Raw genomic sequence first — 25,347 nt, 5'->3', positions numbered from 1 at the left:
GAGAGTCCGCCCGGGCCAGCCCCGCACCCGATTCCATCGGGCATTCAACTGACCAAGGTTTTGCATGACGCGCTATATTTTTGTCACTGGTGGCGTGGTTTCCTCATTGGGGAAAGGTATCGCCTCCGCCTCCCTGGCCGCCATTCTCGAGGCCCGTGGCCTCAAGGTCACCATCCTGAAGCTGGATCCCTATATCAATGTGGACCCGGGTACCATGAGTCCCTTCCAGCACGGCGAGGTCTATGTGACCGAAGATGGCGCCGAGACGGATCTGGACCTGGGCCACTACGAGCGCTTTATCCGCACGCGTATGTCCAAGCGCAACAACTTCACCACCGGCCGTGTCTACGAAACCGTGCTGCGCAAGGAGCGCCGCGGCGACTACCTGGGTGGCACAGTACAGGTAATCCCGCATATCACCGACGAGATCAAGCGCCGCGTAATTGAGGGCGGTCGCGACGTGGATGTGGCCATCGTCGAGATCGGCGGTACCGTGGGCGATATCGAGTCCCAGCCGTTCCTGGAGTCCGTGCGCCAGCTGCGCGTGGAGATGGGGCTGAACCGCGCCCTGCTGATTCACCTGAGCTATGTGCCCTATATCGCCACTGCCGGCGAGACCAAAACCAAGCCGACCCAGCACTCGGTCAAGGAACTGCGCTCCATCGGCCTGCAACCGGACATCCTGTTGTGCCGCTCAGAGCGCGAGATTGACGAAGATTCCCGCCGCAAGATAGCGCTGTTCACCAATGTGGAAGAGCGCGCAGTGGTGCCGTTGCCGGATGCCAAGACCATCTACAGTGTGCCGCGCCTGCTGCACAGCTACGGTCTCGACGATATCGTCGTCGACAAACTGCAGCTGGAGTGCGATGTCCCGGACCTGTCCGAGTGGGACCAGGTCGTGGACGGCAAGCTAAATCCGCAGCACCAGGTGAAAATTGCCATGGTCGGCAAGTACATGGAACTGCTGGACGCCTACAAGTCCCTGATCGAATCCCTGACCCATGCCGGCATCAAGCACCGCTGCAAGGTGGATATCGACTTTATCAACGCGGAAGACGTCGAGGGCGAAAACGGCATCGAGTTGATCAGGGATGCCGATGCGATACTGGTGCCCGGCGGTTTCGGCGAACGCGGCCTGGAAGGCAAGTTGGAAGCGGTGCGCTATGCGCGCGAGAACAATATTCCGTTCCTCGGTATCTGTCTGGGCCTGCAGTCAGTGGTCATCGAATACGCACGCAACGTGCTGGGCCTGAAGGATGCCAACAGCACCGAGTTCGACATCAATACGGCGCACCCGGTCATCGGCCTGATCACCGAATGGATCGATAGCGAGGGTAAGGTCGAGAAGCGCGATGAGCAATCAGACCTGGGCGGCACCATGCGCCTCGGTGGCCAGGAGTGCCGCCTGGCCAAAGACAGCAAGGCGCGGGACATCTACGGCTCCGACGTCATCGTCGAGCGCCACCGCCACCGCTACGAAGTGAACAACAACTATGTCGATCGCCTGCAGCAGGCCGGCCTCAAGATTGGTGGCTGGTCCGCGGACGACACGCTGGTGGAAATGGTGGAACTGCCGCAGCACCCCTGGTTCGTGGCCTGCCAGTTCCACCCGGAGTTCACCTCCACGCCGCGCGACGGCCACCCGCTGTTCGAGAGTTTTGTCGCTGCGGCGATGAATCAGCACGACAAGCAGGGCTAACCGTATAGGATGCCTGTCCACAGGCGAAATTGATCAACCTCTCCTGCACCCGGGAGAGGGCTGGCACAAACCGCTCCCCTCTCCCGCTTGCGGGAGAGGGGCTGGGGGAGAGGGAAAGAAGTGAAAAGTATCCAAGTCGGAAAAGTCCAGGTTGCCAACGATAAGCCGTTTACGCTGTTCGGCGGCATGAACGTACTGGAATCCCGCGATATGGCCATGCAGGTGGCCGAGCACTACGTCAAGGTCACCGAAAAGCTCGGCATCCCCTACGTATTCAAGGCGTCCTTCGACAAGGCCAACCGCTCTTCCATCCACTCCTACCGTGGTCCGGGTATGGATGAGGGCCTGAAGATCTTCGAGGAGGTCAAGAAGACCTTCAATGTGCCGCTGATCACCGATGTGCACGAGCCGGAGCAGGCCGCCCCGGTCGCGGAAGTGGTGGATATTATCCAGCTGCCGGCCTTCCTCGCGCGCCAGACCGACCTGGTGGCGGCCATGGCCAAGACCGGTGCGGTGATCAATGTGAAGAAGCCGCAATTTATGAGCCCGCCGCAGGTGAAGAATGTGGTGGAGAAGTTTGCCGAGTGCGGCAATGACAAAATCATCCTGTGCGAGCGCGGCGCCTGCTTCGGTTATGACAATCTGGTGGTCGATATGCTCGGCTTCCGCACCATGATCGACGCCTCCGGCGGCGCACCGCTGATCTTCGACGTGACGCACTCGCTGCAGATGCGCGATCCGTCCGGCGCTGCCTCCGGCGGCCGCCGCGCCCAGGTTACCGAACTGGGCCGCGCTGGCCTGGCTATCGGCATCGCCGGCCTGTTCCTGGAAGCCCACCCGGATCCGGACAAGGCCCTGTGCGATGGCCCCAGTGCACTGCCGCTGGATAAGCTGGAGCCTTTCCTGGCGCAGATGAAAGCGGTGGATGACCTGGTCAAAGGCTTCGCGCCGCTGGATACAGAATAAATCAGATTCTCGAATCTGAATTGCGCAATGTGCGTTATGCGAAGGTCCTGCTGGCGGGAGCCTTTTGCGAGACTGTCGGCCGGAGGGACCCGGCCGACAAGCCTACAGGGATGTATATACGGCGTGTCTCGCAAAAGGCTCCCGGTAGCAGGGCCGCCAGGGTGTAGGATTTGAACCCGGACTTGGAATAATTGAATTAGCCATTCATCTCACTTACAAAACATGGAGCCCTCGTTAATGAGCAAGATTGTCGCCGTAAAGGCCTACGAAGTGCTGGATTCCCGCGGTAACCCCACCGTTGAGGCCGACGTAATTCTGGAAGACGGTGCCATCGGTTCCGCCTGCGCCCCTTCCGGCGCCTCCACCGGTTCCCGCGAAGCGCTGGAGCTGCGCGACGGTGACAAGAGCCGCTACCTGGGCAAGGGCGTACTGAAAGCGGTTGAGAACATCAATACCACCATCGCCGACCTGCTGAAAGGCATGGACGCAACCGACCAGCGCGCCCTGGACAAGGCGATGATCGATGCCGACGGTACCGACAACAAGTCCGTGCTGGGCGCCAATGCCATACTGGCGGTCTCCCTGGCCGCGGCCAAGGCGGCGGCAGTTTCCAAGAAAATCCCGCTGTACCAGCATATCGCCGAAGTGAACGGCACTGCCGGCCAGTACTCCATGCCGGTACCCATGATGAATATCCTCAACGGTGGCGAGCACGCCGACAATAATGTGGATATCCAGGAATTCATGATCCAGCCGGTCAAGGCCGAGAGCTTTGCCGAAGCCCTGCGACAGGGTGCGGAAATCTTCCACGCCCTGAAAAAAGTGCTGTCCTCCAGCGGCCTCAACACCGCCGTGGGCGACGAAGGCGGCTTCGCACCGGACCTGCCCTCCAATGAGGCGGCCCTGAAAGTGATCGCCGAGGCAGTGGAAAAAGCTGGCTACACCCTGGGCGACGACATCACCCTGGCCCTGGACTGCGCCTCCTCTGAATTCTACAAGGATGGTACTTACGACCTGTCGGGCGAAGGCAAGCAGTTCGATAGCGAAGGTTTCGCCAATTACCTGGCCGAGCTGTCCGCCAACTACCCGATCCTGTCCATCGAAGACGGCATGGATGAGAGCGACTGGGACGGCTGGAAGGTGCTGACCGACAAGATCGGTGACAAGGTGCAGCTGGTGGGTGACGACCTGTTCGTGACTAACACCAAGATACTGCAAGAGGGTATCGAGAAGGGGGTCGGCAACTCCATCCTGATCAAGTTCAACCAGATCGGCTCCCTGTCCGAAACCCTGGATGCGATCAAATTGGCCAAGGATGCAGGCTACACCGCGGTGATTTCCCACCGCTCCGGCGAGACCGAAGACACCACCATCGCCGACCTCGCTGTAGCCACTGCCGCTGGCCAGATCAAGACCGGCTCACTGAGCCGTTCCGACCGCGTGGCCAAGTACAACCGCCTGCTGCGTATCGAAGCCGAGCTGAACGGTTCTGCTCCGTACCACGGCCGCGCAGAGTTTAAATAAATGCGGAATGCGGAATGCGGAATGCGGAATGAGTGTGTCTTCACTGGTGCGGCATGCGAAATTCCGCTTTTCGCATTTCTCATTCCGCATTTCTAGGGCAACGCCCGATGCGCTGGCTGCTGGCAATTCTCGTGTTGCTCCTGCTCACCTCCCAGTTTCGCCTCTGGGTAGGTGAGGGCAGCCTGGCGGAAGTGGCGCGCCTGAAACGCCAGCTGGCCCAGCAGCAGGAAAAAAACGCCGCCCTGGCGCGGGAGAATCGCCACCTGTTGCGTGAAGTGCGCAGTCTCAAGGAGGGCACCGATGGCGTCGAGGCCAAAGCGCGCTACGACCTGGGCCTGATCAAGGAGGGCGAAACCCTGTTTATTTTTCTCGATCCGGAAGACAGTACCCAGTGACTAGTGGTTATTGGGTTGTGGTGCCTGCCGCCGGCGTTGGCAAGCGCATGGGTGCAGACAGGCCCAAGCAGTACCTGCCACTGCTGGGGCGGCCGCTACTGTCCCTGACCCTGCGCAATATCCTCACCTGGCCCGGGCTGGCCGGTGTGGTCGTCGCAGTTTCCGAAGACGATGCCTACTTTCCCCACCTGGCGGAAGCCAAACATCCGCAGGTGCACCGGGTCACCGGTGGCGTCGAGCGCGCGGATTCAGTGCTGGCCGCACTCAATTTTCTCGCCACGCGGGAGTCCGGGGAAACCCCGGTGTTGGTGCACGATGCCGCGCGCCCCTGTATCGCGTTGGAAGATATCGAGGCGCTGTTGCGTGCGGATCCGGTTTCCCTGTTGGCCCAGCCCGCCAGTGACACGGTAAAGTCGAGTCGTGCAGATGGAGACAGGGCGGTCGTCGACAGGACCCTGGATCGCAACCGTATCTGGCTGGCGCAGACACCCCAGCGCGCGCCGCTTGGCCTGCTGCACTCCTGCCTGCGCCGCGGACTGGAACAGGGCGCAGCCATTACCGATGAGGCCAGTGCGCTGGAACTGTTTGGCCACAGCCCGCAGTTGGTGCCGGGCCGGCGCGACAATCTCAAAGTTACCCATCCCTCGGATATAGTGCTGGCGGAAACCATATTGCGCCTGCGCTATGCGCCCACAGAGGACAAACGATAGTGAGTTTTCGAATAGGCCAGGGCTTCGATGTGCATGCATTCGGCTCTGGCGACCATGTAGTTCTGGGCGGGGTAAAAATTCCCTACGAGCGCGGACTCAAAGCGCATTCCGATGGCGATGTATTGTTGCACGCGCTGGCGGATGCCCTGCTGGGGGCGCTGGCGTTGGGGGACATCGGCCACCATTTTCCCGATACCGACGCCAGCTACGCCGGTGCCGACAGTCGCCTGCTGCTGCGTCACGTGATGGGTTTGATTCAGGAGCGCGGCTATCGCCTGGTCAACGCCGATTGCACCCTGATCGCCCAGGCGCCCAGGATGGCGCCGCATATAGAATCCATGAGAGCCAATATCGCCGCAGACTGTGGGGTGGATCCCGGCGAGATCAGTGTCAAGGCCACCACCAGTGAGAAGCTCGGTTTTACCGGCCGCGGCGAGGGCATTGCCGCCCAGGCGACGGTCCTTCTCGAGCGCGCCAATGACTGAGTTATGGAATCTGGCCTGGCCGCGGGCGCTGGGTGGTGCTGCAATCAGGGGTGATTTCCGGACGATCCCGGAAGACTTTGTCGTGGACGAATTGGCTTCGCCGCCGGTGATCGACGGCGGCGAGCATGTCTACCTGCTGGTTCAGAAGCGTGGCGCCAACACCGTTTGGGTGGCACAGCAGCTCGCGAGGCTGGCCGGCGTGCGCACCCAGGATATCGGTTACTACGGTCTCAAGGATCGCCACGCCGTCACCACCCAGTGGTTCAGCGTCTGGTTGGGGCAGAGGCCCGAGGCAGATTGGGCCCAGTTAAATAGTGACGAAATAACCCTGCTGCAGAATCACCGCGGCCCGCGCAAACTGCGCCGCGGCGAGCACGGCGGCAACCGATTCCGCATTCGCCTGCGCAATATCGCAGGCGATCGGGAGCAGGCCGAACAAGTGCTGGCAGGGGTTGCCGGCGGAGTGCCCAATTACTTCGGCGAGCAGCGTTTCGGCCGCGACGGCGGCAACCTGGACCTGGCGCGCCGGTTGGCGGAGGAAAATGGCCGTTGCCGAAAGAGTGAAAAGGCATTTGCCATGTCCGCGGCGCGCAGCTGGCTGTTCAACCAGGTGCTGGCTGAGAGGTTGAGCGCTGGCACCTGGCAGCAGCCGATGCCCGGCGAGCCTGAATCGGAGTCCACGGGCCCCCTGTGGGGGCGCGGTAGAAACCCTGCGACAGAAGAACTCGCCGAGCTGGAGCAGCGCGTCCTCGAACCCTGGCAGGCCTGGTGTAACTGGCTGGAACACTGTGGGCTGAAGCAGGAACGGCGCCCATTGGTGCTGCGGCCCGAGGCATTTTCCTACGAGTGGTCAGATAGTGACCTGTTACTGGAGTTTGCGCTGCCGGTGGGTGCCTTTGCTACTGCTCTTCTAAGGGAGGTGGCGGAGCTGGTCAATGTATCCGGCGCCACATAGAATCTGGGACTTGAGTGGTGCGCGCGGCGCACCCTGCGGGAGCGTATGGAGAGCCAGCCGCATTGAGTAGGGTGCGCCGTGACAAAAAATTGCTCCTGCATTTTCTGCACTTCCGCCATCCATGGCGGTCGCGCACCGGAGAAGTTGGAATAAGAAGAATATGGATCACTTGAAACATGAAGGTTTGGGGATGACCTCCCAGCGTACCCGCAATCGCCTGATACAGCGGCTGCGGGACGAGGGTATTGGCAATGAGGAAGTGCTGGATGTGATGGCATCCACACCGCGCCACCTGTTTCTCGACGAAGCGCTGGCCATTCGTGCCTACGAGGATACTTCGTTGCCTATCGGCTACGGCCAGACCATCTCCCAACCTTATATTGTCGCGCGCATGACCGAACTGCTGCTCAGTCGCGCCAAATCCCTGCACCGGGTGCTCGAAGTGGGTACCGGCTCCGGTTACCAGACCGCCATTCTCGCCCGTCTCGTCGATCAACTCTATTCGGTGGAACGCATCGAACCCCTGCTGGACCAGGCGCGTCGCCGGCTGCGGGAGCTGGCGCTGCGCAATGTGGAATTCAAGCTCAGCAACGGCGGCTTCGGCTGGCCGGAAAAGGGCCCCTACGACGCGATACTGGCCGCTGCGGCCCCCGCATCCGTCCCGGCGGAGCTAAAGGAACAACTGGGTCCCAATGGTGTGCTGGTCATTCCCGTCGGCAGCGAGCGCCAGTACCTGACGATTGTCAGCCGTCGCGAAGACAGCGACAAGTTCGACGTGGAGAAACTCGAAGCCGTGCGCTTTGTGCCGTTGCTCAGCGGTGTCGTTCGATGAGTCTGCCCAGACTGTTCAGTAGCCGTTATCTGGGAGTGGCTGCGCGCGGTATGGCAATGGGCGCTGCGGATGTGGTGCCCGGTGTTTCCGGCGGCACCATCGCATTTATCACCGGAATCTACCAGGAACTGCTCGATTCCCTGAGCCGCATAGGTCCACACTGTTTGACCCTACTGCGGCGCCAGGGCATCGCTGCTACCTGGCAATATATCAATGGCAGTTTCCTGCTCGCGCTTTTCGCCGGCGTGCTGATCAGCATCTTCAGCCTGGCGAGGCTGATTGGCTATTTATTGCACGATTATCCGATTGTGGTCTGGGCATTCTTTTTCGGGTTGGTGCTGGCATCCGCAGTACCGGTGTTGCGGGGCATCCCGCGTTGGTCCCTGTCGGTCGTATTGTTCCTGTTGGTCGGCATAGCCACCGCCGTGTTGATCAGTGAGCTGCGCCCGGGGCAGATCCCCGCCACACCCCTGACGCTCTTCCTCTCAGGGTCGCTGGCGATCTGCGCCATGATACTGCCGGGCATTTCCGGTGCCTTTATCCTGCTTTTGATCGGGATCTACCCGCGGGTGCTGGACGCCGTGCACCAACTTCAGCTTTTCAACCTGGTCTGTTTTGCTGCCGGGGCGGCGACCGGACTGTTGCTATTCAGCCGCCTGCTTTCCTGGTTGATGCACCGATATATCGCCCGTACCCTGGCTTTTCTCGCCGGTATACTCCTGGGTAGCCTGAAGATTATCTGGCCCTGGAAACTGCCACTGACCGGTGTCGTTGATGCGGGGGATAAACTGGCGCCGCTGATGTCCAATACGTCGCCGTCCACTTTCGCCGCGCAGACCGGTGACAAAGCCTACCTGGGCGCCGCGGTCACCGCCGCTATTGTCGCTGCTGCGCTGGTGCTGTTGGTGGATGCGTTTGGGACTGCCCGTCGGAAGGGCGAACCGGGTGTCCCGCCGCAGTAACATCTGCCAGAGGTCGGAATGGCAGCTTTTTCTGAAGGTTTTTGGCAATTTTTCGGAACATTTTTTTAGACACTTTTTCCATAAATGTGTCTGTCTGATGTAAAAAGAGAATAATGGAATGTCGCCTCTTTCAACATAATGAATACCGATTCTGGCGGAACAATTGCCATTGTTTTGGTCAGGTTTTCATATCAGTGTTCAAAATATTAAGCAGGGCATTGCTGCTCCTGCTTCTGTGCTCCTGTGCCGGTCACCGCGCCCCCACCAGTTCGCTGGCGCAGCCCCCAAGCGCAAAAATCAAGCACCATACGGTTAGTCAAGGCGAGACACTCTATTCCATTGCCTGGCGCTATGGTAAGGATTTTCGCGATCTTGCAGCCGTTAACGGGATATCTGCGCCCTACCAGATCTATCCGGGGCAGCGCCTGCAACTGGCGGGCGGCCCCGCTGTCGCCACCGTTTCGCGGGAGGTCAGGAGGCCTGCTCCGCCCCCAAGACCCAAGCCCCAGCCCCAGAAACGGCCAACTGCCAAAAGCACAAAATCTTTAACGACGAGTAAATCGCGCCAGTCGGTTTCCCGCGTCGCCGGGTCTTCGATTCAGTGGCGCTGGCCGGCGAAAGGGAAAGTGATCAGTCGCTTCAGGGCAAAAGACCCGTTGCGGAAGGGAGTTGATATCGCCGGGGAAAAGGGAGAATCTGTACTCGCAGCAGCCAATGGCACCGTGATCTACGCGGGGAGTGCGCTGAGAGGCTACGGAAAACTGTTGATCGTAAAGCACAGTGAGGAATACCTGAGTGCTTATGCCCACAACCACAAGTTACTTGTGAATGAGGGCAGCGAAGTCAAGGCGGGACAGAGGATAGCGGAATTGGGTTCGAGTGGTACCGACCGCAACAAGCTCCACTTTGAAATTCGCCGGAACGGTCAGCCAGTGGACCCAATGGCGCACTTGCCTTAACCAAGGCCATAACTCGGGTGAGGGCCGGAAGCGCTGCGCATAAAAATGGATTTTTAATTTGTACCACTTGAGGTAGTCACTGGATTCGTGACGATCGCAAGGTCTGCCGGTCCGGTGGCTGTCGCACAGAAGGTAGCAGCTGGTTTTAGCCAGTCATGGCTCAAGCGGGTTGCAGTGCGGCTGATTTTGGCAAAGTACAAGGAGTAGGGGAAATGGAAGCACAACGGCAAGCCCAGTTAACGACTGGCAACGCAGATGATCTTCCTCCTGAGTTGGCAGTAGATCAGAGCGAGCAGCAAATAAAGCAGAACGAGGGCAAAACCAACGGCCGCACCCGGAGACCCGCGGCAAAGAAAAACTCCGAACCCACCCCCCTGAAGGCTCGAGCGCGCAAACTGGACACCGATAGCCATTTGCAGAAAAACCTCGATGCTACCCAGTTATATCTCAATGAGATCGGCTTTTCTCCGCTGTTGACCGCAGAAGAAGAGGTCTACTACGCACGCAAGGCACTGCGTGGTGATGCGGCATCGAGAAAGCGCATGATCGAAAGTAACCTGCGTCTGGTGGTAAAGATTGCCCGCCGCTATGTCAGCCGGGGCCTGGCCCTGCTTGACCTGATTGAGGAAGGCAACCTGGGCCTTATCCGCGCGGTGGAAAAATTCGATCCCGAGCGCGGTTTCCGGTTTTCGACCTATGCGACCTGGTGGATACGCCAGACGATCGAGCGGGCCATCATGAACCAGACCCGCACCATTCGCCTGCCGATTCACGTGGTCAAGGAGTTGAATGTCTACCTGCGTGCATCTCGGGAGCTGGCACAGAAGCTCGACCACGAACCCTCGGCGGAAGAAATCGCCAATCTGCTGGAAAAGCCGGTTGAAGATGTCGAGCGTATGCTGGGGTTGAACGAGCGGGTCACTTCGGTGGATACGCCCATCGGCCCTTCATCGGAAAAAACCCTGGTCGATACGATCCCGGATCAGCACGAGTCGGATCCCGCGGAATTGCTGCAGGACAGTGACCTGTTCGACAGCATCAACCGCTGGCTCGGCGAGTTGCCGGACAAACAGTGTGAAGTGGTTTCCAGACGTTTCGGCCTGCGCGGATTTGAGGCCAGCACCCTGGAGGAAGTGGGGCGCGAGATTGGTCTGACTCGCGAGCGCGTCCGCCAGATTCAGGTAGATGCACTCAAACGCCTGCGCGAAGTGATGGAAAAACAGGGGCTCGATGGCCAATCGCTGTTTGGCACCCTGTAGAACTAAAAAAAAAAACAAAAGCCGGCGAAGAGGAGCCTCTCCGCGGGCTTTTTATTGCCATAAGCAGGGAGCGGCTTGTTCGGACTCCCCGCTGTTGCCATATGGCGCGCTATTTCTGGGCCCAGCGGCCGCGATTGTCCTGGTAGTACTCCCCGGGAGCCAGGCGGGCTTCCAGTTTTTCCGCTGCGCGCGCGGCGACCTGGGCAATATCGATATTGTTGCGCTTGGCGATCCGGGCATACTCCGCCTTGCGCTTTGCGTTGACATTCGCCACCAGTTTTTCGAGTTCCGCTGAACTCTGGCTCACCACGGCGATATAGCCGCTATTGGCTTCTCCGACGAGCCCCTGGCCCTTGGCTTCATTCAGGGTGATTGCCATGGCCGGCAGTGCGATAACCAGGCTCAGGAAGAGCAGGGCAGTCTTTACAATCTTCATGATTCGCCTCCTTAGAAAATACCTTCTTTGTCCTCGAACAGGTCGTCCAGCTCACGGTCGACCCTGACACGAATCTCGTGTTCGATTTTCACATTCAGGTTCACGGTAATAGGCTCGCTGGGTGCCTGTACCGCTACTGTCGGCGTACAGCCCGCAGCGACCAGGGCGGCAGCCAGCAGTAGCGGACGCAATCGGGTGGTGCTCATCGGATGCTCCTCAAGTCAAAGCAAGGATATTGTAATCGCGCTAGCTTAACCCAATCTGAATCAACTTGTTTGAATTCATGTCACTGAACCTGCTTTTCCAGGGCTTCTGTCAGGTCCCGGGTGGCCTGCAGAGAGCGCAGCATATCGGGAATATTGTTCTCCAGGTTCAGGTTGATGATCAGATCCCGGTCCGCGGCCACTGACGCGCTGCGTCCGACCAGCTTCAGCTGCAACTGCATATCGCCGCTGGGTGGATATTCCAGGGTACCGCTCAACTCACGGTAGTTGTAGTCCTCCAGGGCGCCGGCGAGCAGTTTCAGCTGCGGATTTCCAGCCAGCATGGCTGCAGAGAAGGCGCCATAGTAGCGCAAGCGCCCTCCAGGTGGCCGCGCCTTTACCCCGCCTCTCTTCACGGTTACCCCTTTGGGGCCGGTCACCAGGGGGATCTGCAAGTCGAGGATACCGGTGGCGGCAAAATTTTCGGCCTCCATTTCCCTGGCCAGTTCCCTGAGGGAAACTTCGCTGATACTTACCTGGCTATTGCGCTCTTCACCGGCCAGGTTCCAGACCAGGCTCTGCGACTGCAGCCTGCCGCCGAGCAGTTCTGCGCTGATATTCCCCAACGTCAGATCCCGATTCTGATCCAGCGCCAGTGAGAAGCGGATGTTCCGTATCGGCAGCCCCGGGTCCAGGGTGTCCAGTCGGATCGCCTGCGGCTCGCCGCTCACCCAGTGTTCTCCCTGTCTGCGCAGGGACAGCTGGCCCCTGGCGCCCGCGGCGAAAGATTCTCCGAAAACTGCTGCAACCTCATCGAAGCGCAAGTCGACCCTATCCTGTTGTGTCGGCGGCCAGGAAAGCTGCCCACTGGCGGAAAGGGTGCCCGCGACTATATCCAGCGGCAGCCCTTTTACCGATTGGCTGAGTGGTTTCTGTTGGCTGAACGTCGTTTCGGCCAGGGTAATATCCGCTTGCCCCTGACTGGTACCCAGGTTGTGCTTCCAGCGGCTCTGCAGTTGCATGGCGCCAGCCCGGACTTCGCTCTCACCGCTCAGTGTGTCGCCATCCAGTCCCAGTTGGCCCTTCAATTCAGCGTCCAACCTGTAGCCACCCTGCGCCTGCAGGCGGAGGTCATCTGAACGATAGCTCGTGCTGAGCAGAAGCTGTCCATTTTCCTGCTTGAATCGGAACGCGCTCATTCTTATCGAGCCGGAGGCCTCCAGTTCCGCGGCTCCCATGGTAGAGAAGCTGTTCGTCAGCACGGTGCTGGTGCATTCTGTCGTGCCCCTCATGATCGTGCACTCGAGCTGAGGCGAGTTCAGTGACAGCAGTTCAAATTCCACCGCACCCCCGCCAATTTCCTCGGCCGAGAATGCCAGCTGTCGGAGTTGCAGACGCTGGTGATCACCGTCGCGCAGCAACTTGAGCTGTGTACTGATAGTGGGTTTTTCGACGATCAGGTTGTGAGCCTCCATCGATAGCTGCGGAGCGCTTGCATTGAGTGTCAGTGAGCAATCGACTTCCTGTGCAAAATTGCATTCGATACTGCGCAGTTGCGAATCCAGTGACAGGCCGTCGCTTTTCTCCTCTGCCCGCAATGCCACTGTCTCGCCAGTAATCCGGATATTGCCGGGCCATTGATCGGCCCCGATGGTCAACGCTTTTGGCAGTTGTACGGAAACCTTTCCCCTGCGCCAGCCAATCTGTGTGGCCAAGCTGTCCTTTTCTTTTGCTGCGGCGATATTGACACTGGCCTTGCTGCCCGCAAGCAGGGATAGTTTTATATCGCTCAATCCACCCAGATCGCTGCTTCCTATTTCCCCGAATTGTTTCAGTCTTGCCTCACCGTGAAACTCGATTCTCCCGGCCGCGGAATCCATTGACAGGGACTTCAACTTTTGCTGCCAATGCGGGGACTCAAGAAGTGGACTGGCCGACTCCAGGTTGAAATGGCCGGCGATGGTGAACGATGGTCGCCCCTCGGTGGTGCCTGTGTCGAATTCAGCTTGAATGAGAGGCTGCTGCTGTTTCCCAGGCGTCAGCGCAAAAGAGCCGCTGCCAGAAATCTGTTCGGGTCGCAGCGGCTGCATGGAATCGAGTTTGATGACAAGCGGGCTCCGGGTCGACAGGGAAAGTTCCGCTGCTGCCCCCAACAGCGCCTCGGGCAGGACAAGCAGGACCGACTCGCTCTGTATTTTTGCGGTGATACCGGTGTAATCCTGCAATTGCAGAAACTGGTCCGGCAATTGAACTTCAATGTTGGCGGTGAGTTTCCCCGAGGCGCTAGCGGCAATTTTATTGAGTTCCACGGACAGGGGCAGGCCGGTGACCCGCTGTAGTTCGGACTCCAATTGTGCGGTGGCCTGCCACTGCCCGGTTTCCTTCTGCACCAGGTTTCCATGTACTGAAAGGGCCGGGCTCTGCTTGCCTTCTGCCAACTGTACAGTGAATTGGAGTTGATTTACCTGAGGACGCAATTGCAGTGAAAGTAGCTTCCCGCCGCTCGACAACTCGGCGTGAATGGTATCTTCGCCGTAATCCCTGCGTAGATTCAGCTGTGCCGTTTGACCCTGCCAGGCTAAATTGCCGATCTGAATTGTTTCCGGCAGGTACTTCAGCAATTTTATCGACTCGCTGAGCTCGACACCCGCTGTATCGAGACCCTGGGTTTCATTCGGCGCTTGAGGTTCCCGGTTCCGGGCAACACCAGAAGCGTAACTCAACTTTGCAACCGCAAGTTCAGCGCGATTCTGTTGCGACGCGAAAAGCAGACTGAAGGGCCTGAGCAGTTGCACATTGTCCAGTTGCAGGTGTGCCCCACTTTCGATAGCCAGTACCAGACGCTTGGCGGCGATAACGCCCGGGCCCAGTTCCAGGCCGCGAAGTTCCTCGATGCGGCTGCCCTGCAGCAGGGCGTTGATCAATTTTGGCGCTACCCTGTCCCTTTCCCACCAGGCCCAACAGCCGGCTGCGACGGCCAGCAGGGCTGCCGTGACTGTGATCAGGCGGGTTTTTTGCACTCTGGACCTCTCAACACTCTCGGAACTTACTTGCGGTGGTGGATTTTATATGGAAACTGTCTTTCTCGCTTTCAGTGTAACCGTCCAGGAACAATAATAAGAGAGGCACCTTTCGTGAAACCGGCCATCCACATTCTACGCTTTGTCGCACTAGTGTTCATTGCCCTGATGGGCGCGGGAGCAGCTTTGGCTTACGATCGAGTCACCGGTGAGGGCCTTGCCAGCCGTTCGCCTGTACTGGCGACACAGGGTATGGCAGCCACCAGCCAACCACTGGCCACACAGATAGCGCTGGATATCCTCAAACGCGGCGGCAGCGCCGTCGATGCCGCTATAGCGGCCAACGCGGCCCAGGGGCTGATGGAGCCTACCGGCAACGGTATCGGCGGCGACCTGTTTGCGATTGTGTGGAGCGCAGGCAAGGGAGGTGAGGAGGGCAGGCTCTACGGCCTCAACGCCAGTGGCCGCTCGCCCAAATCCCTGCCGTTTGCATACTTTGCCCAGAACGACCTGAAAAAGATTCCATCCCACGGCCCCCTGCCGGTGTCCGTACCCGGCGCCGTGGATGGCTGGTTCGAGTTGCACGGCAAATTCGGCCGCCTGCCAATGGAAGAAGTATTGGCACCGGCGATCGACTATGCGGAGAAGGGTTTCCCCGTGACCCAGCTGGTGGCCTACTACTGGAACCGCTCGGTACCGCTATTGCAGAAATATCCGGGCTTTCGCGAGACCTATATGCCCGGCGGCAGGGCGCCCCGGGAGGGAGAGTTGTTCCGCAATCCACGCCTGGCGGAGACCTACCGCCGGATAGCGGAGGGAGGGCGGGATGCCTTTTACAAGGGCGAAATCGCGAAGAAGATTGCCGCCTATATGAAAGACAATGGCGGTTTCCTCTCCTACGAGGATCTGGTATCGCACAAGTCCGAATGGGTGGAACCTGTCTCCACCAACTACCGCGGTTACGACGTCTGGGAATTGCCGCCCAACGGCCAGGGTATTGCGGCGCTGCAGATACTGAATATTCTCGAGGGTTACGACCTGGCCAAGCTCGGCCGAACCAGCCCCGAGTATGTGCACCTGTTTGCCGAGGCGAAGAAGCTCGCCTTCGAGGACAGGGCCAGGTATTACGCGGATCCCGCATTCAACAGGATTCCGGTTGCAGAACTGATTTCGAAAAAGTACGCCGCCGAGCGGCGTAAGCTGATCGATCGGGAAAAGGCGGCCAAGCGTTACGACGCCGGCAATGCGGCCCTGCGTCACGGCGATACCATCTACCTGACGGTGGCAGACAAAGACGGCAATATGGTGTCACTGATCCAGAGCAACTACCGCGGTATGGGCTCCGGTATGACACCCGGCGACCTGGGTTTTATCCTGCAGGATCGCGGCGAGATGTTCAGCCTCAGGGAGGGGCACTACAACCAGTACCAGCCGGGCAAGCGCCCATTCCACACGATCATTCCCGCATTCATTACCAAGGATGGCAATGCCTATATGAGCTTCGGCGTGATGGGCGGTGCGACCCAGCCGCAGATGCACGCGCAGATAGTGATCAATATGGTGGATTTCGGCCTCAATGTGCAGGAGGCCGGCGATGCGCCGCGCATACTGCACAGCGGCTCCAGCCAGCCCACGGACGAGGTAATGGTCGATGGCGGCCATATCAGCCTGGAGGATGGCTTTCCAATGGAGACCCGCCGCGCGCTGGTGCAGATGGGACACCAGCTGCGCTTTGAGAGCGGCCCTTACGGTGGCTACCAGGGCATCATGCGCGATAACACGGGCGTCTACTGGGGTGCCTCGGAAAGCCGCAAGGACGGCCACGCCGCAGGCTATTGATGCTCTTGCAGCTCCGGGTGCTGTTGCAGCAACAGCTCCCGCTGCTCGCGTAGTTTTTCCACCTTGTTCTTTGCCTCCTGCAGCTGCTCGGCGGTGACCCCGCCGCGACCGCCAAGGGCGATCATTTCTTCCAGGGCGGAAATTTTCTTCGACGCGGCCGCGGCGAAGGAGGCGTAGATCTCCTGCTTCTGACGCGCCTCGTAGGCCCGGTACAAATCCGGGTCCGCCAGCTCCTCTGCGCTGGGCATTTCCCTCTCTTCCGCCCTGGGTGCCAGCGGCGGCATGCGCGGGTCGCCGGCCTCCATGCCCTGTCTCAGTGCTGCCACCGCGGATGATCGCGGGGTCGGGGGCGTTTCCGTCTGTACGGCAACCGCTGCAGTTTCATCTTCACTTTTCTTTTCCGTCACGGCACCGACGGCAGATGGCTCTGCCTTGGCTGAAATTGCCTGTGGCTCGGCTACAGCCTCAGGTTGTTCGGGTTCTGCAGTCTCGCCGGCCGTCACCACGGCAACCAGCGCCGCAATGGTGAGGGGCGCGAAAATTAACAGGACTCGCATTGAATCTGTCTCCGGTTAATACGGATTGCCGCCACTTTACGCCTTCCCTCCAGAAGTTTGTGGAATCGCTCCTGGAGTTTCTGCCGCGCTATGGCATTGGACGCGCGGTAGCGCACGGATTCACTTTCCACCGGCTGGTAACCGGTTTCCCGCGCGTCCACCAGCAGTATTTCCCAGTACACAATATCGCTGGTTTGGGGGCTGCGGAAGGGGCGCGATACCCTATTTGGCGGCTGCACAAAAGCCAGCGCGCGGCTCCAGTGATCCTGGCGCCCGTGGCGGTCGATCCAGCCCAGGGCGCCGCCATGGTTTCTGTCCCCGGCCCGGGAATAGCGCTCTACAGCATCCGCAAAGGGCAGGCCCGCGGCTATCTCGGCGTAGACCTTGTCGGCCTCCTTCTGGCTATCCAGGCGGATGTGGTAGGCATGCACCTTTTCCACACGGGTGAATTCCTCCCTGTGGGCGAGATAGTAGGCTGCCACTTCGTCGGCGGTGACCCGATCCGCCAGCGCGCGCAGCTGCGGGTTGTCGTCGTGGATATCCTGCAACAGCCCCATCTCCTGCAGGCGCGCTTCCCGCAGCAGTGCGTCCTCGACACAGCGCCTGACAATTTGGCGGGACTCGTCGCTCAATCCCGAACTGTGTTCAAACCAGTCGAGTACAAAGGCGGTGGTCAACTGCTGCTTTACCGCCTCGCGGATAAAGTCCAGGTTCAGGCTGTGCATCTGTACCTTCAGCTGCATATTCTGCCGCCGGTAGAGATCCCATAGGGTCAATGCCTGTTCCTCCTGGCTTCCGCGGAAGCGGTAGCGCGCCAGCACAAATTGCTGCGCGGCATCCTTTTGCTGCTGCGTCATGGTGCTGTACAGCTTCTGGTCGAGCAGCAGCATCGGCGCCAGAAGATTTCTGTCCAGGGCCATCGGCGCGGTCAGGAACGCCAGGCTGTCGATGGCGCCGCTGTCGCGCATTGCCCGGTTGAGAGGCTCAGTGTAGGCGCTGCGAATCAGGCGGAACAGCTGCTGCTCCAGTCGTGTATTGCGGTCGTAACCGACCCGCGACGGTGTTTCTTGCTCGGCCTTTGGCATGTCGGCGTCGGCCAACAGCCGGTTTTCCAGCAGGCCTTTCAGTACGGACTCCCTGTCTGCGTCCTCCTGCCGCCGGCGCGCCGCAGCCACAAACACATCCAGCGCCTCGACAGTGATCTCCTCGCTATCGACGCGCGCGGCCACATGATCCGGCAGTGGCCAGACGTGTTGTATTGCAACAAGGGTGCCGGCGACTACTATCAACGCCAGCACCCACGGCCATTTCCTGCGCATTGTCTATTTCCCGATCCGCCGGCACCGGGTGCCGGCGGCGTAGTTAGTGTCAACAGGCCCTAGTGGCTCACCTGCTGCGCTGCGTGGTTCAGGATATGCACCACCATGGCAATCGCGTGGGGAACCACCACCCTGGCCACCTGTACCCGGTCGTTGTGATCGGTGCTGGACAGCACTATACCGCCGTTACCGTAGGCGAGGGCGCCGCCCTCGGTCAGCAGCGGGCGGATATCGCTGCTGCCGCTGGCAACGGGGTTGAAGTTATCCATGGCCTGGGTCACCAGGCCGCTGTCGTTCAGGTTTTCGCCGTCGTAGTAGTCGGCAACCCAGCCCTCCCAGCCGCTGTGATTCAGCGCCGAGGTGGTCCACACATGGTGGGGTTGCAGCAGGTCAGTGGTGTGCATCACGAAGCCCAGGGTCTGGGCGGTGGGTTGGGCGAGAAACTGGCTGTACCAGTACTGGCCCAGGTTATCGAGGGGCTGGAAGGGGATCTCCTCGAAATCGTCGTACATGGACTTGGAGGAATGGCTGCCCTGGCGGTAGTTGGCCTCGGTGATGCCGTAGCTGTTGTATTCGGAATCGTCAGACCAGAACCAGCCTGTCATGCCGCCGTTGCCGTCATCCAGGTAATCGCCTACCAGCCAGGTGGCCGCCAGATTGTCGATATCGCCCCAGACGGTGAGCAGGTCGTAGTTGTAGCCGCCCAGGTCATTGCCGTGTACATCGGACCCGCGGGTGTGATTCTGGAAATGCCAGTAACTGGTGTAGTTGACCAGGGAGGCGCCGGCATTGAATACCGGCGCGTAAACACAGTCGCCGGTCACGGCGCCGCACAGGTAAGTGTCCTGGAAATCGTCCACGTCGTAGGCGCCCTGACCGAGCACCTCGGCGAACTGGTCCAGGGTATAGCCGGCGGCGTTGACCCAGGCCTTGAGCCTCGCGTACTCGGTGGTTTCCGGGTTGTTGCGCATATAGGCCACGGCATCCATGGCGATGCGCTTGTGGGTGATCTGCTGGAAGGCCTGCGCCGGCGACGCCAGCAGTGCAGCGGCCAGCAGGCTGGGAATCATTAGGTTCTTCATGGAAACTCCCTTTTTATCTGGTTGAATAGGAGGGGGAAATCACGGTCTGGTCTATACCAGTTTGACGTTGTCAAATGACAGGTGTAGTGCGATTCGATGACATTGACTTGTGAATTTCGCCGGGAGTGATAAGTTGTGCGCCGTGTCTCATTTCCCGAAGGAATAAGGCGCGATTTCCCCAGTAGAGGATGTTAAGGAATATGAAAGACGCCCAGCCCAGCACCGTTTACCTCAAGGACTACCGGGTACCGGACTATCTGGTCGACAGCACCCATCTGCACTTCGAGCTGCAGCCCAAGGCCACCCTGGTCAAGTCGCAGCTGAAGATCCGACGCAATCCGGATGCAGGGGAAGGGTTGCCGCCACTATTGCTGGATGGCGTGGAGCTGGAGCTGCTGTCCGTCTCCATTGACGGGCAGCTGGTACCGGCCAGCCGCTACAGGGAGTTGCCGGAGGGGTTGTCGATCCCGGTGGATAAGCCGGCGTTTGTGCTGGAAATCCACAACCGCATCAACCCCGAGGACAACACCTCCCTGGAGGGGCTCTACCTGTCCAACGGCATGTACTGCACCCAGTGCGAGGCGGAGGGCTTCCGCAAGATCACCTACTACCCGGATCGACCGGACGTGATGTCGAAGTTCACCACCACCATAGTGGCGCCCAGGCAGTATCCGGTGCTGCTGTCCAACGGCAATGAGATAGAGCGCGGCGCTACCGAGGACGGGCGCCAGTTTGTTACCTGGGAGGATCCCTTCGCCAAGCCCGCCTACCTGTTCGCCCTGGTGGGCGGTGACCTGCAGCATGTGGAGGACAGCTACACCACCAGCAGCGGGCGCAAGGTGAAACTGCAGATTTTCACCGAGGCAAAAAATATCGGGAAATGCGACCACGCCATGCGCTCGCTGAAAAAGGCCATGCGCTGGGACGAAGCCGTCTACGGCCGCGAGTACGACCTGGATATCTTTATGGTCGTGGCGGTGGATCACTTCAATATGGGCGCGATGGAAAACAAGGGCCTGAATATCTTCAACTCAGCCTGTGTATTGGCGAGCCCGGAGACGGCCACCGACAGCAGTTTCCAGCGTATCGAATCCATCGTTGGCCACGAGTACTTCCACAACTGGTCTGGCAACCGGGTCACCTGCCGCGACTGGTTCCAACTGAGCCTGAAAGAGGGCTTTACCGTTTTCCGCGACGCCGAGTTCTCCGCGGACATGAACTCCCGCGCGGTCAAGCGCATCGAGGATGTCTCCATGCTGCGCACGGCCCAGTTCGCCGAGGACGCCGGCCCCATGTCCCACCCGGTGCGCCCGGATTCCTATATGGAGATCTCCAACTTCTACACCCTGACTGTCTACGAGAAGGGCGCGGAAGTGGTGCGCATGATTCACACGTTGCTCGGCACCGAGGGGTTCCGCAAGGGCAGCGATCTCTACTTCGAGCGCCACGACGGCCAGGCAGTGACCTGCGAGGATTTCGTGGTGGCGATGGAGGACGCCAACGGCGTCGACCTGACCCAGTTCCGCCGCTGGTACAGCCAGGCGGGCACCCCGGTGCTGGAGGTGACCGATGCCTACGACGAGGTCAATGGCAACTACGCGCTGACGGTCAAGCAGTCCTGCCCCCCGACACCTGGCCAGGAGGAGAAACTGCCGTTCCATATCCCGCTGGCCATCGGCCTGCTGGGCGCCGACGGCGGCGACCTGCCGCTGGATACCTCCGGTACCAGGCAGGTGGTTCTGCAGGTAACCGAGGCGGAGCAGACCTTCAATTTTTCCGGCCTGCTGGAAAAGCCGCTGCCGTCGCTGCTGCGCGGCTTCTCGGCGCCGGTCAAGGTGCGCTACGGCTACAGCACCGAGCAGCTGCTGTTCCTGATGCGCAACGATGCCGATGAGTTCAATCGCTGGGATGCCGGCCAGCGCCTGGCATTTATGGCGCTGGAGCAGTTGCAACAGGCATACCGCCGTGAAGAGACGCTGAAATTGCAGCCGCAGCTGGTGGAGGCCTACCGCAGCGTGTTACAGAACCGCGACCTGGATCCGGCCCTGGTGGCGAAGATGCTGGCACTGCCGAGCGAGCAGACTCTGGCGGAAGAAGCGGAAAAGATAGATGCCGAGGCCATTATCGCCGCGCGCAGATTCGCCCGCGCGGCGCTGGCCGAGGCGCTGAAGGGTGACCTGCTGGCCTGTTACCAGCGCCTGCACACCGACAAACCCTACAGCCCCGAGGCCGCCGACATTGCCGAGCGCAGCCTGAAAAACGCCTGCCTGGCTTATCTGTGTGTGACTGAAGAGGATGATGCCCTGGCACTGGCGCAGGTCCAGTTCGACAGCGCCGCCAATATGACCGATAGCGCCGCCGCACTGAGTGCTCTGGTCAATCATGGCGACACCGCCAGCGCAGATGCGGCGTTGGAGAGTTTTTACCAGCGCTGGCAGCAGGATACCCAGGTAGTGGAGCTGTGGTTCGGATTGCAGAGCAGTAGCGCCAAACGCGGCACCCTGGAAAATGTGCGCGCGCTGATGCAGCACCCGGCTTTCGAACTGAAAAACCCCAACAAGGTGCGCGCAGTGATCGGCGGCTTTGCCAATCGCAACTTTACCCAGTTCCACCGCGTCGACGGCAGCGGCTTTAAATTTGTCGCCGAACAGACGATCGCCCTTGATAAACTCAACCCGCAAATTGCCGCGCGCCTGGTATTGCCCATCACCCGCTGGAAGAAATACGGTGGTGACCTGGGCGAGAAGATGAAAACCGCGCTTCAGTCGGTGATGGATTCCGGCAAACTGTCTGCGGACCTCTACGAGGTGGTCAGCAAGAGCCTGGTTTGATCGAGACTGTAGGAGCGGCGGGGCGGCCACTCGCCCATGGCCGCGATTCCGGTTGGCCGGATCTATCGCGGCGCGCGCTCCCACATAGATCGGTGCGCACGGCGCACCCTACGTCGATGTGCGCCGGCGCACCGAATACGGTCAGAGAATACGACTCTGCCGTTCCTCTCCCAACTGGACAATCTCCAGGCGGCCTCCCCCTGAATTCAATTCCGTCACCGACGTATAATCCGGCCGGAATTGCTGCACCCGCCGGTCGCCGCGGACCTGCGCCACCACCGAATTGATCACCATAAAATGACAAAAGATTGCGGCATCTTCCCGCAGGCTGAGCAGAAAACCCAGGATACCCCGGCGCCATTCCTGTTGGGCTCTGTCTTCCGCGTCCCAGTCGCTGTCCAGCAGCCTGCGAATCCACTGGCCGCGCTCGCTGAGTGCTACGCCTTCAGGAGGGGGAATTTCAGTTACCGCCTGCTCCAGGGTAACGGAGCGCTGCCAGAGCTCCGCCAGAGGTTGCGCCGTCTGCCGGGCGCGGGCTTTGGGGCTGCTGATCAGGGAAATGGGTTTTACATTGGCAAACTGCCGTGCCAGCGCCTGTGCCTGCCTATGCCCGAGGTCCGTGAGTTCCGGATCAGGCGCTTCCGGACCCTTGGATGCCTCGCCGTGGCGGACCAATAGTATTCTTGTCACTGCTAGAGATAACCGTTCAGCAAATCGTCCGGAATATCTTGCCACAGGGCGGCGAGTTCTGTCGTATCGAAGGGGCGCGCGCCCGGGTGATCGCCAAAGCGGCGGCTGTGCCCCTTCTCAAACTCGGGCCAGCCATTTCCCGGGTCGCCACACTCGGCGAAGCTCAGCCAGGCGTCGCGCATGGCACTGCTCAGCCTGTGTGCATCTGTCTCCCCGCCGTAGAGCGACTGCAGGGATTCCTCTCCGTGGGTACCGAACACATAGCCCAATTCCACCGCGTGGCAGGCGCCGAGCAGCGGTTGTGCCGCCAGCGGCTGTGCAAAATGGTAGTGGAAGCGCTGGCCACTGTGGGTCTGCAGCAGGCGCAGGCCGGGCAGGGTGAATACCATATCGGTCAACAGCAGGTTCCAGGTGCGGCTCCACTCCGGCCAGGGGTTGCCGGCCATGGATCTGGCCAGCTGGTAGTAGTGTTCCAGAAGCGGATCGAGCACCTGGTGCGGCAGCAACCACTCCAGGCGTTTGCGAATCTGCTGGTTGTCCAGGGTGAAACTCTCCGGATTGATGGCGCTGAACAGGTTCCATTCGTCCAGGTTGTTACCGAGCAGTAGCGAAACTTCGCTGCCATTACCTCCCCGCAGCGCCGCCATGGGTTCAATCTGCAACAGCTCGCCGTCGAGTACCGGCTTGAAGGGTAGTTGGCCCCAGCGTTTTTCCATACGCGGATCGGAAAGCACGGCCTTCTGCGCCTGAAGCAGGGACTGGGTACTGGCATTGCGCAGCGGTTCGCCGCCGCTGATCTGATCCAGGTGTTCAACATATGCCTGGGCCAGATCGCTGGCCCTATCGCGCGAGTGTATTGCCAGGGGACTGCCACTCTGTACTATGGCGCGCCGAAAGAGTCCGCGGCAGTTGGGCGCGGCCATCAACGCGGCGATACTCATGGCGCCGGCTGATTCGCCGAACAGGGTGATATTGTCCGGATTCCCGCCAAATGCCGGGATATTTTTCCGAACCCATTCCAGTGCCGCTATCTGGTCCTGAAGACCCTCATTTCCGCTGGCGGAGATGTCACAGATATCCCGCAGGCGCAGAAATCCCAGGGCACCGAGGCGATAGTTAAAAGTCACAACGATGGCGCGACCGCTTTGAGCCAGGTAACGGCCGTTGTAAATGTCCTGGCAGCCGGAGCCCATATAAAAAGAACCGCCGTGCACCCAGAGCATCACAGGCAGCTTCTTCCCGACCGAACCCGCTGGCGCGTAAATGTTCAAATAGAGGCAATCTTCCTTTTCCGGCACTTCGCCGTCGGGGCCACGGACTTCAATCAATGCGGATGGATTCTGCGCAGCGGGCATGCCGAAGTCGTCAGCGCAATAGGGAGTCTGCCAGGGGGGTACCGGTCGTGGTGGTTGCCAGCGCAGTTCACCGATCGGGGGCAGGGCGTAGGGTATGCCGAGAAATCGATGAACACCGGTTTCTATGTCGACTGACCCGCTAATCGGTCCCGCTAGAGTGTCAACAAATGGGGTGCTGCTTTTCCTGTTATAAAGGCTTTCGATGTTTGCATCACGGCTCATTGAAGGCGTCCTGCTTTCTTTCGTATACCACTCCCTGGATGACCCGATCAGTATAGCGGCCGGCAACTGATTACCAATCTGGTTGGAAAGGATCCCTACTTGCTGGCTCAGGGGCGAACCACTCTTACTTTTCACGCAATAGACATCCGCGCTTCAACCAATTTTTGGGCGCCAGTCAAAATCCACTTTGGATGAATATTATTGACTAGCTGGCATCGGCGACGTCATTTCTCTCTTGAAAAGTTCCAGTCAAAAGTCCATACCAAATAAGGCTGCTCAAAATTTGTGCGTTATTTTTGTAATGCAGGGAAGGGTATATACGACATGGATTGATTTAGCGCCACGAACCAATCGTCTATTAGCAGATGGGAGATCAACCTGCCATCAAGTGTGTAGATGGATTTATTTTCACTTGTTTGTAAGTAGTGGGTAGAAAATGATCGCAAAAATTTTCGACAAACAGACAGGCTCGGTGCGAGAACTACCGCTTGAGAGCCTGGATCTGACTTCGACGGGATTAGTCAGTCTTCCTGTGGGACTGGATGAGATAGCTTCCTACTCGAGGAGTGGGGCAGACTTGGTCATCGTCCTAGAATCCGGGCAGATAATTACCATCGCCAACTTCTTTCAGGTTGATGATGACGGATCCCACAGCGAACTGGTATTAGATAGTCCAGATGGCCCCATGGTAATGGCGATGTCTGGGGATCCTGGATCCATCTTCTCCACGGTGGGCGGTCCCGCCGGTGGCGTGATTCCAGTGGGCGCGCCTGCTGCAACGGCAGCCGCAGGACTCTCCCCGTGGGCAATAGGTGGACTGGTTGCTCTCGGATTGGCGGCCGCGTTTGCGATTGCGGACGACGACGATGACAACAACGTTGGCCCACCCCCGCCTCCACCACCGCCCCCGTCCCCGCCTCCCCCCCCGCCGGATGGTGATGCAGATGCAGATGCAGACGCTGATGCCGACGCTGATACGGATGCGGATGCGGATGCGGACGCGGATGCTGGTGCCGATGCCGATGCCGATGCCGGTGCCGATGCCGA

Annotated in this window: 22 protein-coding genes; 14 read left to right on the top strand and 8 right to left on the bottom strand. The window is 59.7% G+C overall.

The features are described from left to right. Positions 1 to 64: 64 nt before the first annotated feature. The 11 genes from IG627_RS15105 to rpoS all read left to right on the top strand — a co-directional run bounded on the left by IG627_RS15105 (position 65) and on the right by rpoS (position 10,746). Complete coding sequence (locus tag IG627_RS15105; protein WP_193193222.1) at positions 65 to 1,699, top strand: CTP synthase; 1,635 nt, start codon at positions 65 to 67, stop codon at positions 1,697 to 1,699. Positions 1,700 to 1,819: 120 nt separating this feature from the next. After that, positions 1,820 to 2,665 (top strand): 3-deoxy-8-phosphooctulonate synthase, encoded by an 846-nt coding sequence (kdsA, locus tag IG627_RS15100; protein ID WP_193193221.1) that lies wholly within the window; start codon positions 1,820 to 1,822, stop codon positions 2,663 to 2,665. Positions 2,666 to 2,902: 237 nt separating this feature from the next. Continuing rightward, positions 2,903 to 4,189, top strand: coding sequence for a phosphopyruvate hydratase (eno, locus tag IG627_RS15095; protein WP_193193219.1), 1,287 nt, complete (start codon positions 2,903 to 2,905; stop codon positions 4,187 to 4,189). Between the two features lie 107 nt (positions 4,190 to 4,296). After that, complete coding sequence (locus IG627_RS15090; RefSeq protein WP_193193217.1) at positions 4,297 to 4,584, top strand: FtsB family cell division protein; 288 nt, start codon at positions 4,297 to 4,299, stop codon at positions 4,582 to 4,584. Then, positions 4,581 to 5,294, top strand: coding sequence for a 2-C-methyl-D-erythritol 4-phosphate cytidylyltransferase (ispD, locus tag IG627_RS15085; protein ID WP_193193215.1), 714 nt, complete (start codon positions 4,581 to 4,583; stop codon positions 5,292 to 5,294). Before IG627_RS15090 ends, ispD begins: the two co-directional genes overlap by 4 nt. Beyond that, on the top strand, positions 5,294 to 5,779 hold the full coding sequence (ispF, locus tag IG627_RS15080; RefSeq protein ID WP_193193214.1) for a 2-C-methyl-D-erythritol 2,4-cyclodiphosphate synthase: 486 nt from the start codon (positions 5,294 to 5,296) through the stop codon (positions 5,777 to 5,779). Before ispD ends, ispF begins: the two co-directional genes overlap by 1 nt. Further along, positions 5,772 to 6,734 (top strand): tRNA pseudouridine(13) synthase TruD, encoded by a 963-nt coding sequence (gene truD / locus IG627_RS15075; protein ID WP_193193212.1) that lies wholly within the window; start codon positions 5,772 to 5,774, stop codon positions 6,732 to 6,734. Before ispF ends, truD begins: the two co-directional genes overlap by 8 nt. Positions 6,735 to 6,894: 160 nt before the next feature. Then, positions 6,895 to 7,566 carry a protein-L-isoaspartate(D-aspartate) O-methyltransferase gene (locus IG627_RS15070; protein ID WP_193193211.1) on the top strand — a complete coding sequence of 224 codons (672 nt, stop codon included), beginning with the start codon at positions 6,895 to 6,897 and terminating at the stop codon, positions 7,564 to 7,566. Next, positions 7,563 to 8,528 (top strand): DUF368 domain-containing protein, encoded by a 966-nt coding sequence (locus IG627_RS15065; protein ID WP_193193210.1) that lies wholly within the window; start codon positions 7,563 to 7,565, stop codon positions 8,526 to 8,528. The genes IG627_RS15070 and IG627_RS15065 overlap by 4 nt, the downstream gene beginning before the upstream one ends. Before the next feature lie 113 nt (positions 8,529 to 8,641). Continuing rightward, positions 8,642 to 9,487: a peptidoglycan DD-metalloendopeptidase family protein gene (locus IG627_RS15060; RefSeq protein WP_193193208.1), complete on the top strand. Its 846-nt coding sequence runs from the start codon at positions 8,642 to 8,644 to the stop codon at positions 9,485 to 9,487. Between the two features lie 212 nt (positions 9,488 to 9,699). Continuing rightward, complete coding sequence (gene rpoS / locus IG627_RS15055; protein ID WP_226865213.1) at positions 9,700 to 10,746, top strand: RNA polymerase sigma factor RpoS; 1,047 nt, start codon at positions 9,700 to 9,702, stop codon at positions 10,744 to 10,746. A gap of 109 nt (positions 10,747 to 10,855) precedes the next feature. On the opposite strand, the gene IG627_RS15050 is transcribed toward rpoS, so the two are convergent. The 3 genes from IG627_RS15050 to IG627_RS21200 form a co-directional block, all read right to left on the bottom strand. Continuing rightward, positions 10,856 to 11,182 carry a YdbL family protein gene (locus tag IG627_RS15050; RefSeq protein ID WP_193193207.1) on the bottom strand — a complete coding sequence of 109 codons (327 nt, stop codon included), beginning with the start codon at positions 11,180 to 11,182 and terminating at the stop codon, positions 10,856 to 10,858. 11 nt (positions 11,183 to 11,193) lie between these two features. Then, on the bottom strand, positions 11,194 to 11,388 hold the full coding sequence (locus IG627_RS15045) for a YnbE family lipoprotein (protein ID WP_193193206.1): 195 nt from the start codon (positions 11,386 to 11,388) through the stop codon (positions 11,194 to 11,196). Between the two features lie 80 nt (positions 11,389 to 11,468). Beyond that, a complete protein-coding gene (locus tag IG627_RS21200; RefSeq protein ID WP_193193205.1) occupies positions 11,469 to 14,405 on the bottom strand; it encodes an intermembrane phospholipid transport protein YdbH family protein in 2,937 nt (978 codons plus the stop codon). Between the two features lie 186 nt (positions 14,406 to 14,591). On the opposite strand from IG627_RS21200, the gene ggt reads away from it, so the two are divergent. Further along, positions 14,592 to 16,244, top strand: a complete 1,653-nt coding sequence (gene ggt / locus IG627_RS15035; protein WP_226865211.1) for a gamma-glutamyltransferase — start codon at positions 14,592 to 14,594, stop codon at positions 16,242 to 16,244. Here ggt and IG627_RS15030 read toward each other — a convergent pair. The 3 genes from IG627_RS15030 to IG627_RS15020 are packed head-to-tail and all read right to left on the bottom strand — an operon-like array spanning position 16,238 to position 19,202. After that, positions 16,238 to 16,801, bottom strand: a complete 564-nt coding sequence (locus IG627_RS15030; protein WP_193193204.1) for a hypothetical protein — start codon at positions 16,799 to 16,801, stop codon at positions 16,238 to 16,240. The genes ggt and IG627_RS15030 overlap by 7 nt on opposite strands. After that, positions 16,786 to 18,120, bottom strand: a complete 1,335-nt coding sequence (locus tag IG627_RS15025; protein WP_193193203.1) for a peptidylprolyl isomerase — start codon at positions 18,118 to 18,120, stop codon at positions 16,786 to 16,788. The genes IG627_RS15030 and IG627_RS15025 overlap by 16 nt, the downstream gene beginning before the upstream one ends. Before the next feature lie 59 nt (positions 18,121 to 18,179). Continuing rightward, the gene (locus tag IG627_RS15020) at positions 18,180 to 19,202 is read right to left on the bottom strand and encodes a phospholipase C/P1 nuclease family protein (protein ID WP_193193202.1); all 1,023 of its coding nucleotides are present in this window, start codon (positions 19,200 to 19,202) and stop codon (positions 18,180 to 18,182) included. Positions 19,203 to 19,402: 200 nt separating this feature from the next. Between IG627_RS15020 and pepN the strand changes: the two genes are divergently transcribed. Then, entirely contained in the window at positions 19,403 to 22,033 is a 2,631-nt protein-coding gene (gene pepN, locus IG627_RS15015; protein ID WP_193193201.1) for an aminopeptidase N, read from the top strand. Between the two features lie 141 nt (positions 22,034 to 22,174). Here pepN and IG627_RS15010 read toward each other — a convergent pair whose 3' ends face one another. Together IG627_RS15010 and IG627_RS15005 are read right to left on the bottom strand one after the other, a co-directional pair. Beyond that, on the bottom strand, positions 22,175 to 22,723 hold the full coding sequence (locus IG627_RS15010; protein ID WP_193193200.1) for a histidine phosphatase family protein: 549 nt from the start codon (positions 22,721 to 22,723) through the stop codon (positions 22,175 to 22,177). A gap of 2 nt (positions 22,724 to 22,725) precedes the next feature. Beyond that, positions 22,726 to 24,300, bottom strand: coding sequence for a carboxylesterase/lipase family protein (locus IG627_RS15005; protein ID WP_193193199.1), 1,575 nt, complete (start codon positions 24,298 to 24,300; stop codon positions 22,726 to 22,728). Between the two features lie 436 nt (positions 24,301 to 24,736). Between IG627_RS15005 and IG627_RS21310 the strand changes: the two genes are divergently transcribed. Then, positions 24,737 to 25,347 (top strand): BapA/Bap/LapF family prefix-like domain-containing protein (locus tag IG627_RS21310; protein ID WP_193193198.1); only part of this gene is annotated, 611 nt, incomplete at its 3' end.

This window comes from Microbulbifer taiwanensis (genome assembly GCF_014904815.1).
GTDB classification, from domain to species: domain Bacteria; phylum Pseudomonadota; class Gammaproteobacteria; order Pseudomonadales; family Cellvibrionaceae; genus Microbulbifer; species Microbulbifer taiwanensis.
Note: the sequence above shows the minus strand (reverse complement) of the source record. Positions and strands in the feature narration are given on the sequence as shown.

Excerpts from the sequence above, each read along its gene's own strand:
- IG627_RS15105 (WP_193193222.1), top strand. The coding sequence starts at position 65 with ATGACGCGCTATATTTTTGTCACTGGTGGCGTGGTTTCCTCATTGGGG.
- eno (WP_193193219.1), top strand. The coding sequence starts at position 2,903 with ATGAGCAAGATTGTCGCCGTAAAGGCCTACGAAGTGCTGGATTCCCGC.
- IG627_RS15090 (WP_193193217.1), top strand. The coding sequence starts at position 4,297 with ATGCGCTGGCTGCTGGCAATTCTCGTGTTGCTCCTGCTCACCTCCCAG.
- truD (WP_193193212.1), top strand. The coding sequence starts at position 5,772 with ATGACTGAGTTATGGAATCTGGCCTGGCCGCGGGCGCTGGGTGGTGCT.
- IG627_RS15070 (WP_193193211.1), top strand. The coding sequence starts at position 6,895 with ATGGATCACTTGAAACATGAAGGTTTGGGGATGACCTCCCAGCGTACC.
- IG627_RS15065 (WP_193193210.1), top strand. The coding sequence starts at position 7,563 with ATGAGTCTGCCCAGACTGTTCAGTAGCCGTTATCTGGGAGTGGCTGCG.
- IG627_RS15060 (WP_193193208.1), top strand. The coding sequence starts at position 8,642 with ATGGAATGTCGCCTCTTTCAACATAATGAATACCGATTCTGGCGGAAC.
- rpoS (WP_226865213.1), top strand. The coding sequence starts at position 9,700 with ATGGAAGCACAACGGCAAGCCCAGTTAACGACTGGCAACGCAGATGAT.
- IG627_RS15050 (WP_193193207.1), bottom strand. The coding sequence starts at position 11,182 with ATGAAGATTGTAAAGACTGCCCTGCTCTTCCTGAGCCTGGTTATCGCA.
- IG627_RS15045 (WP_193193206.1), bottom strand. The coding sequence starts at position 11,388 with ATGAGCACCACCCGATTGCGTCCGCTACTGCTGGCTGCCGCCCTGGTC.
- IG627_RS15030 (WP_193193204.1), bottom strand. The coding sequence starts at position 16,801 with ATGCGAGTCCTGTTAATTTTCGCGCCCCTCACCATTGCGGCGCTGGTT.
- IG627_RS15025 (WP_193193203.1), bottom strand. The coding sequence starts at position 18,120 with ATGCGCAGGAAATGGCCGTGGGTGCTGGCGTTGATAGTAGTCGCCGGC.
- IG627_RS15020 (WP_193193202.1), bottom strand. The coding sequence starts at position 19,202 with ATGAAGAACCTAATGATTCCCAGCCTGCTGGCCGCTGCACTGCTGGCG.
- pepN (WP_193193201.1), top strand. The coding sequence starts at position 19,403 with ATGAAAGACGCCCAGCCCAGCACCGTTTACCTCAAGGACTACCGGGTA.
- IG627_RS15005 (WP_193193199.1), bottom strand. The coding sequence starts at position 24,300 with ATGAGCCGTGATGCAAACATCGAAAGCCTTTATAACAGGAAAAGCAGC.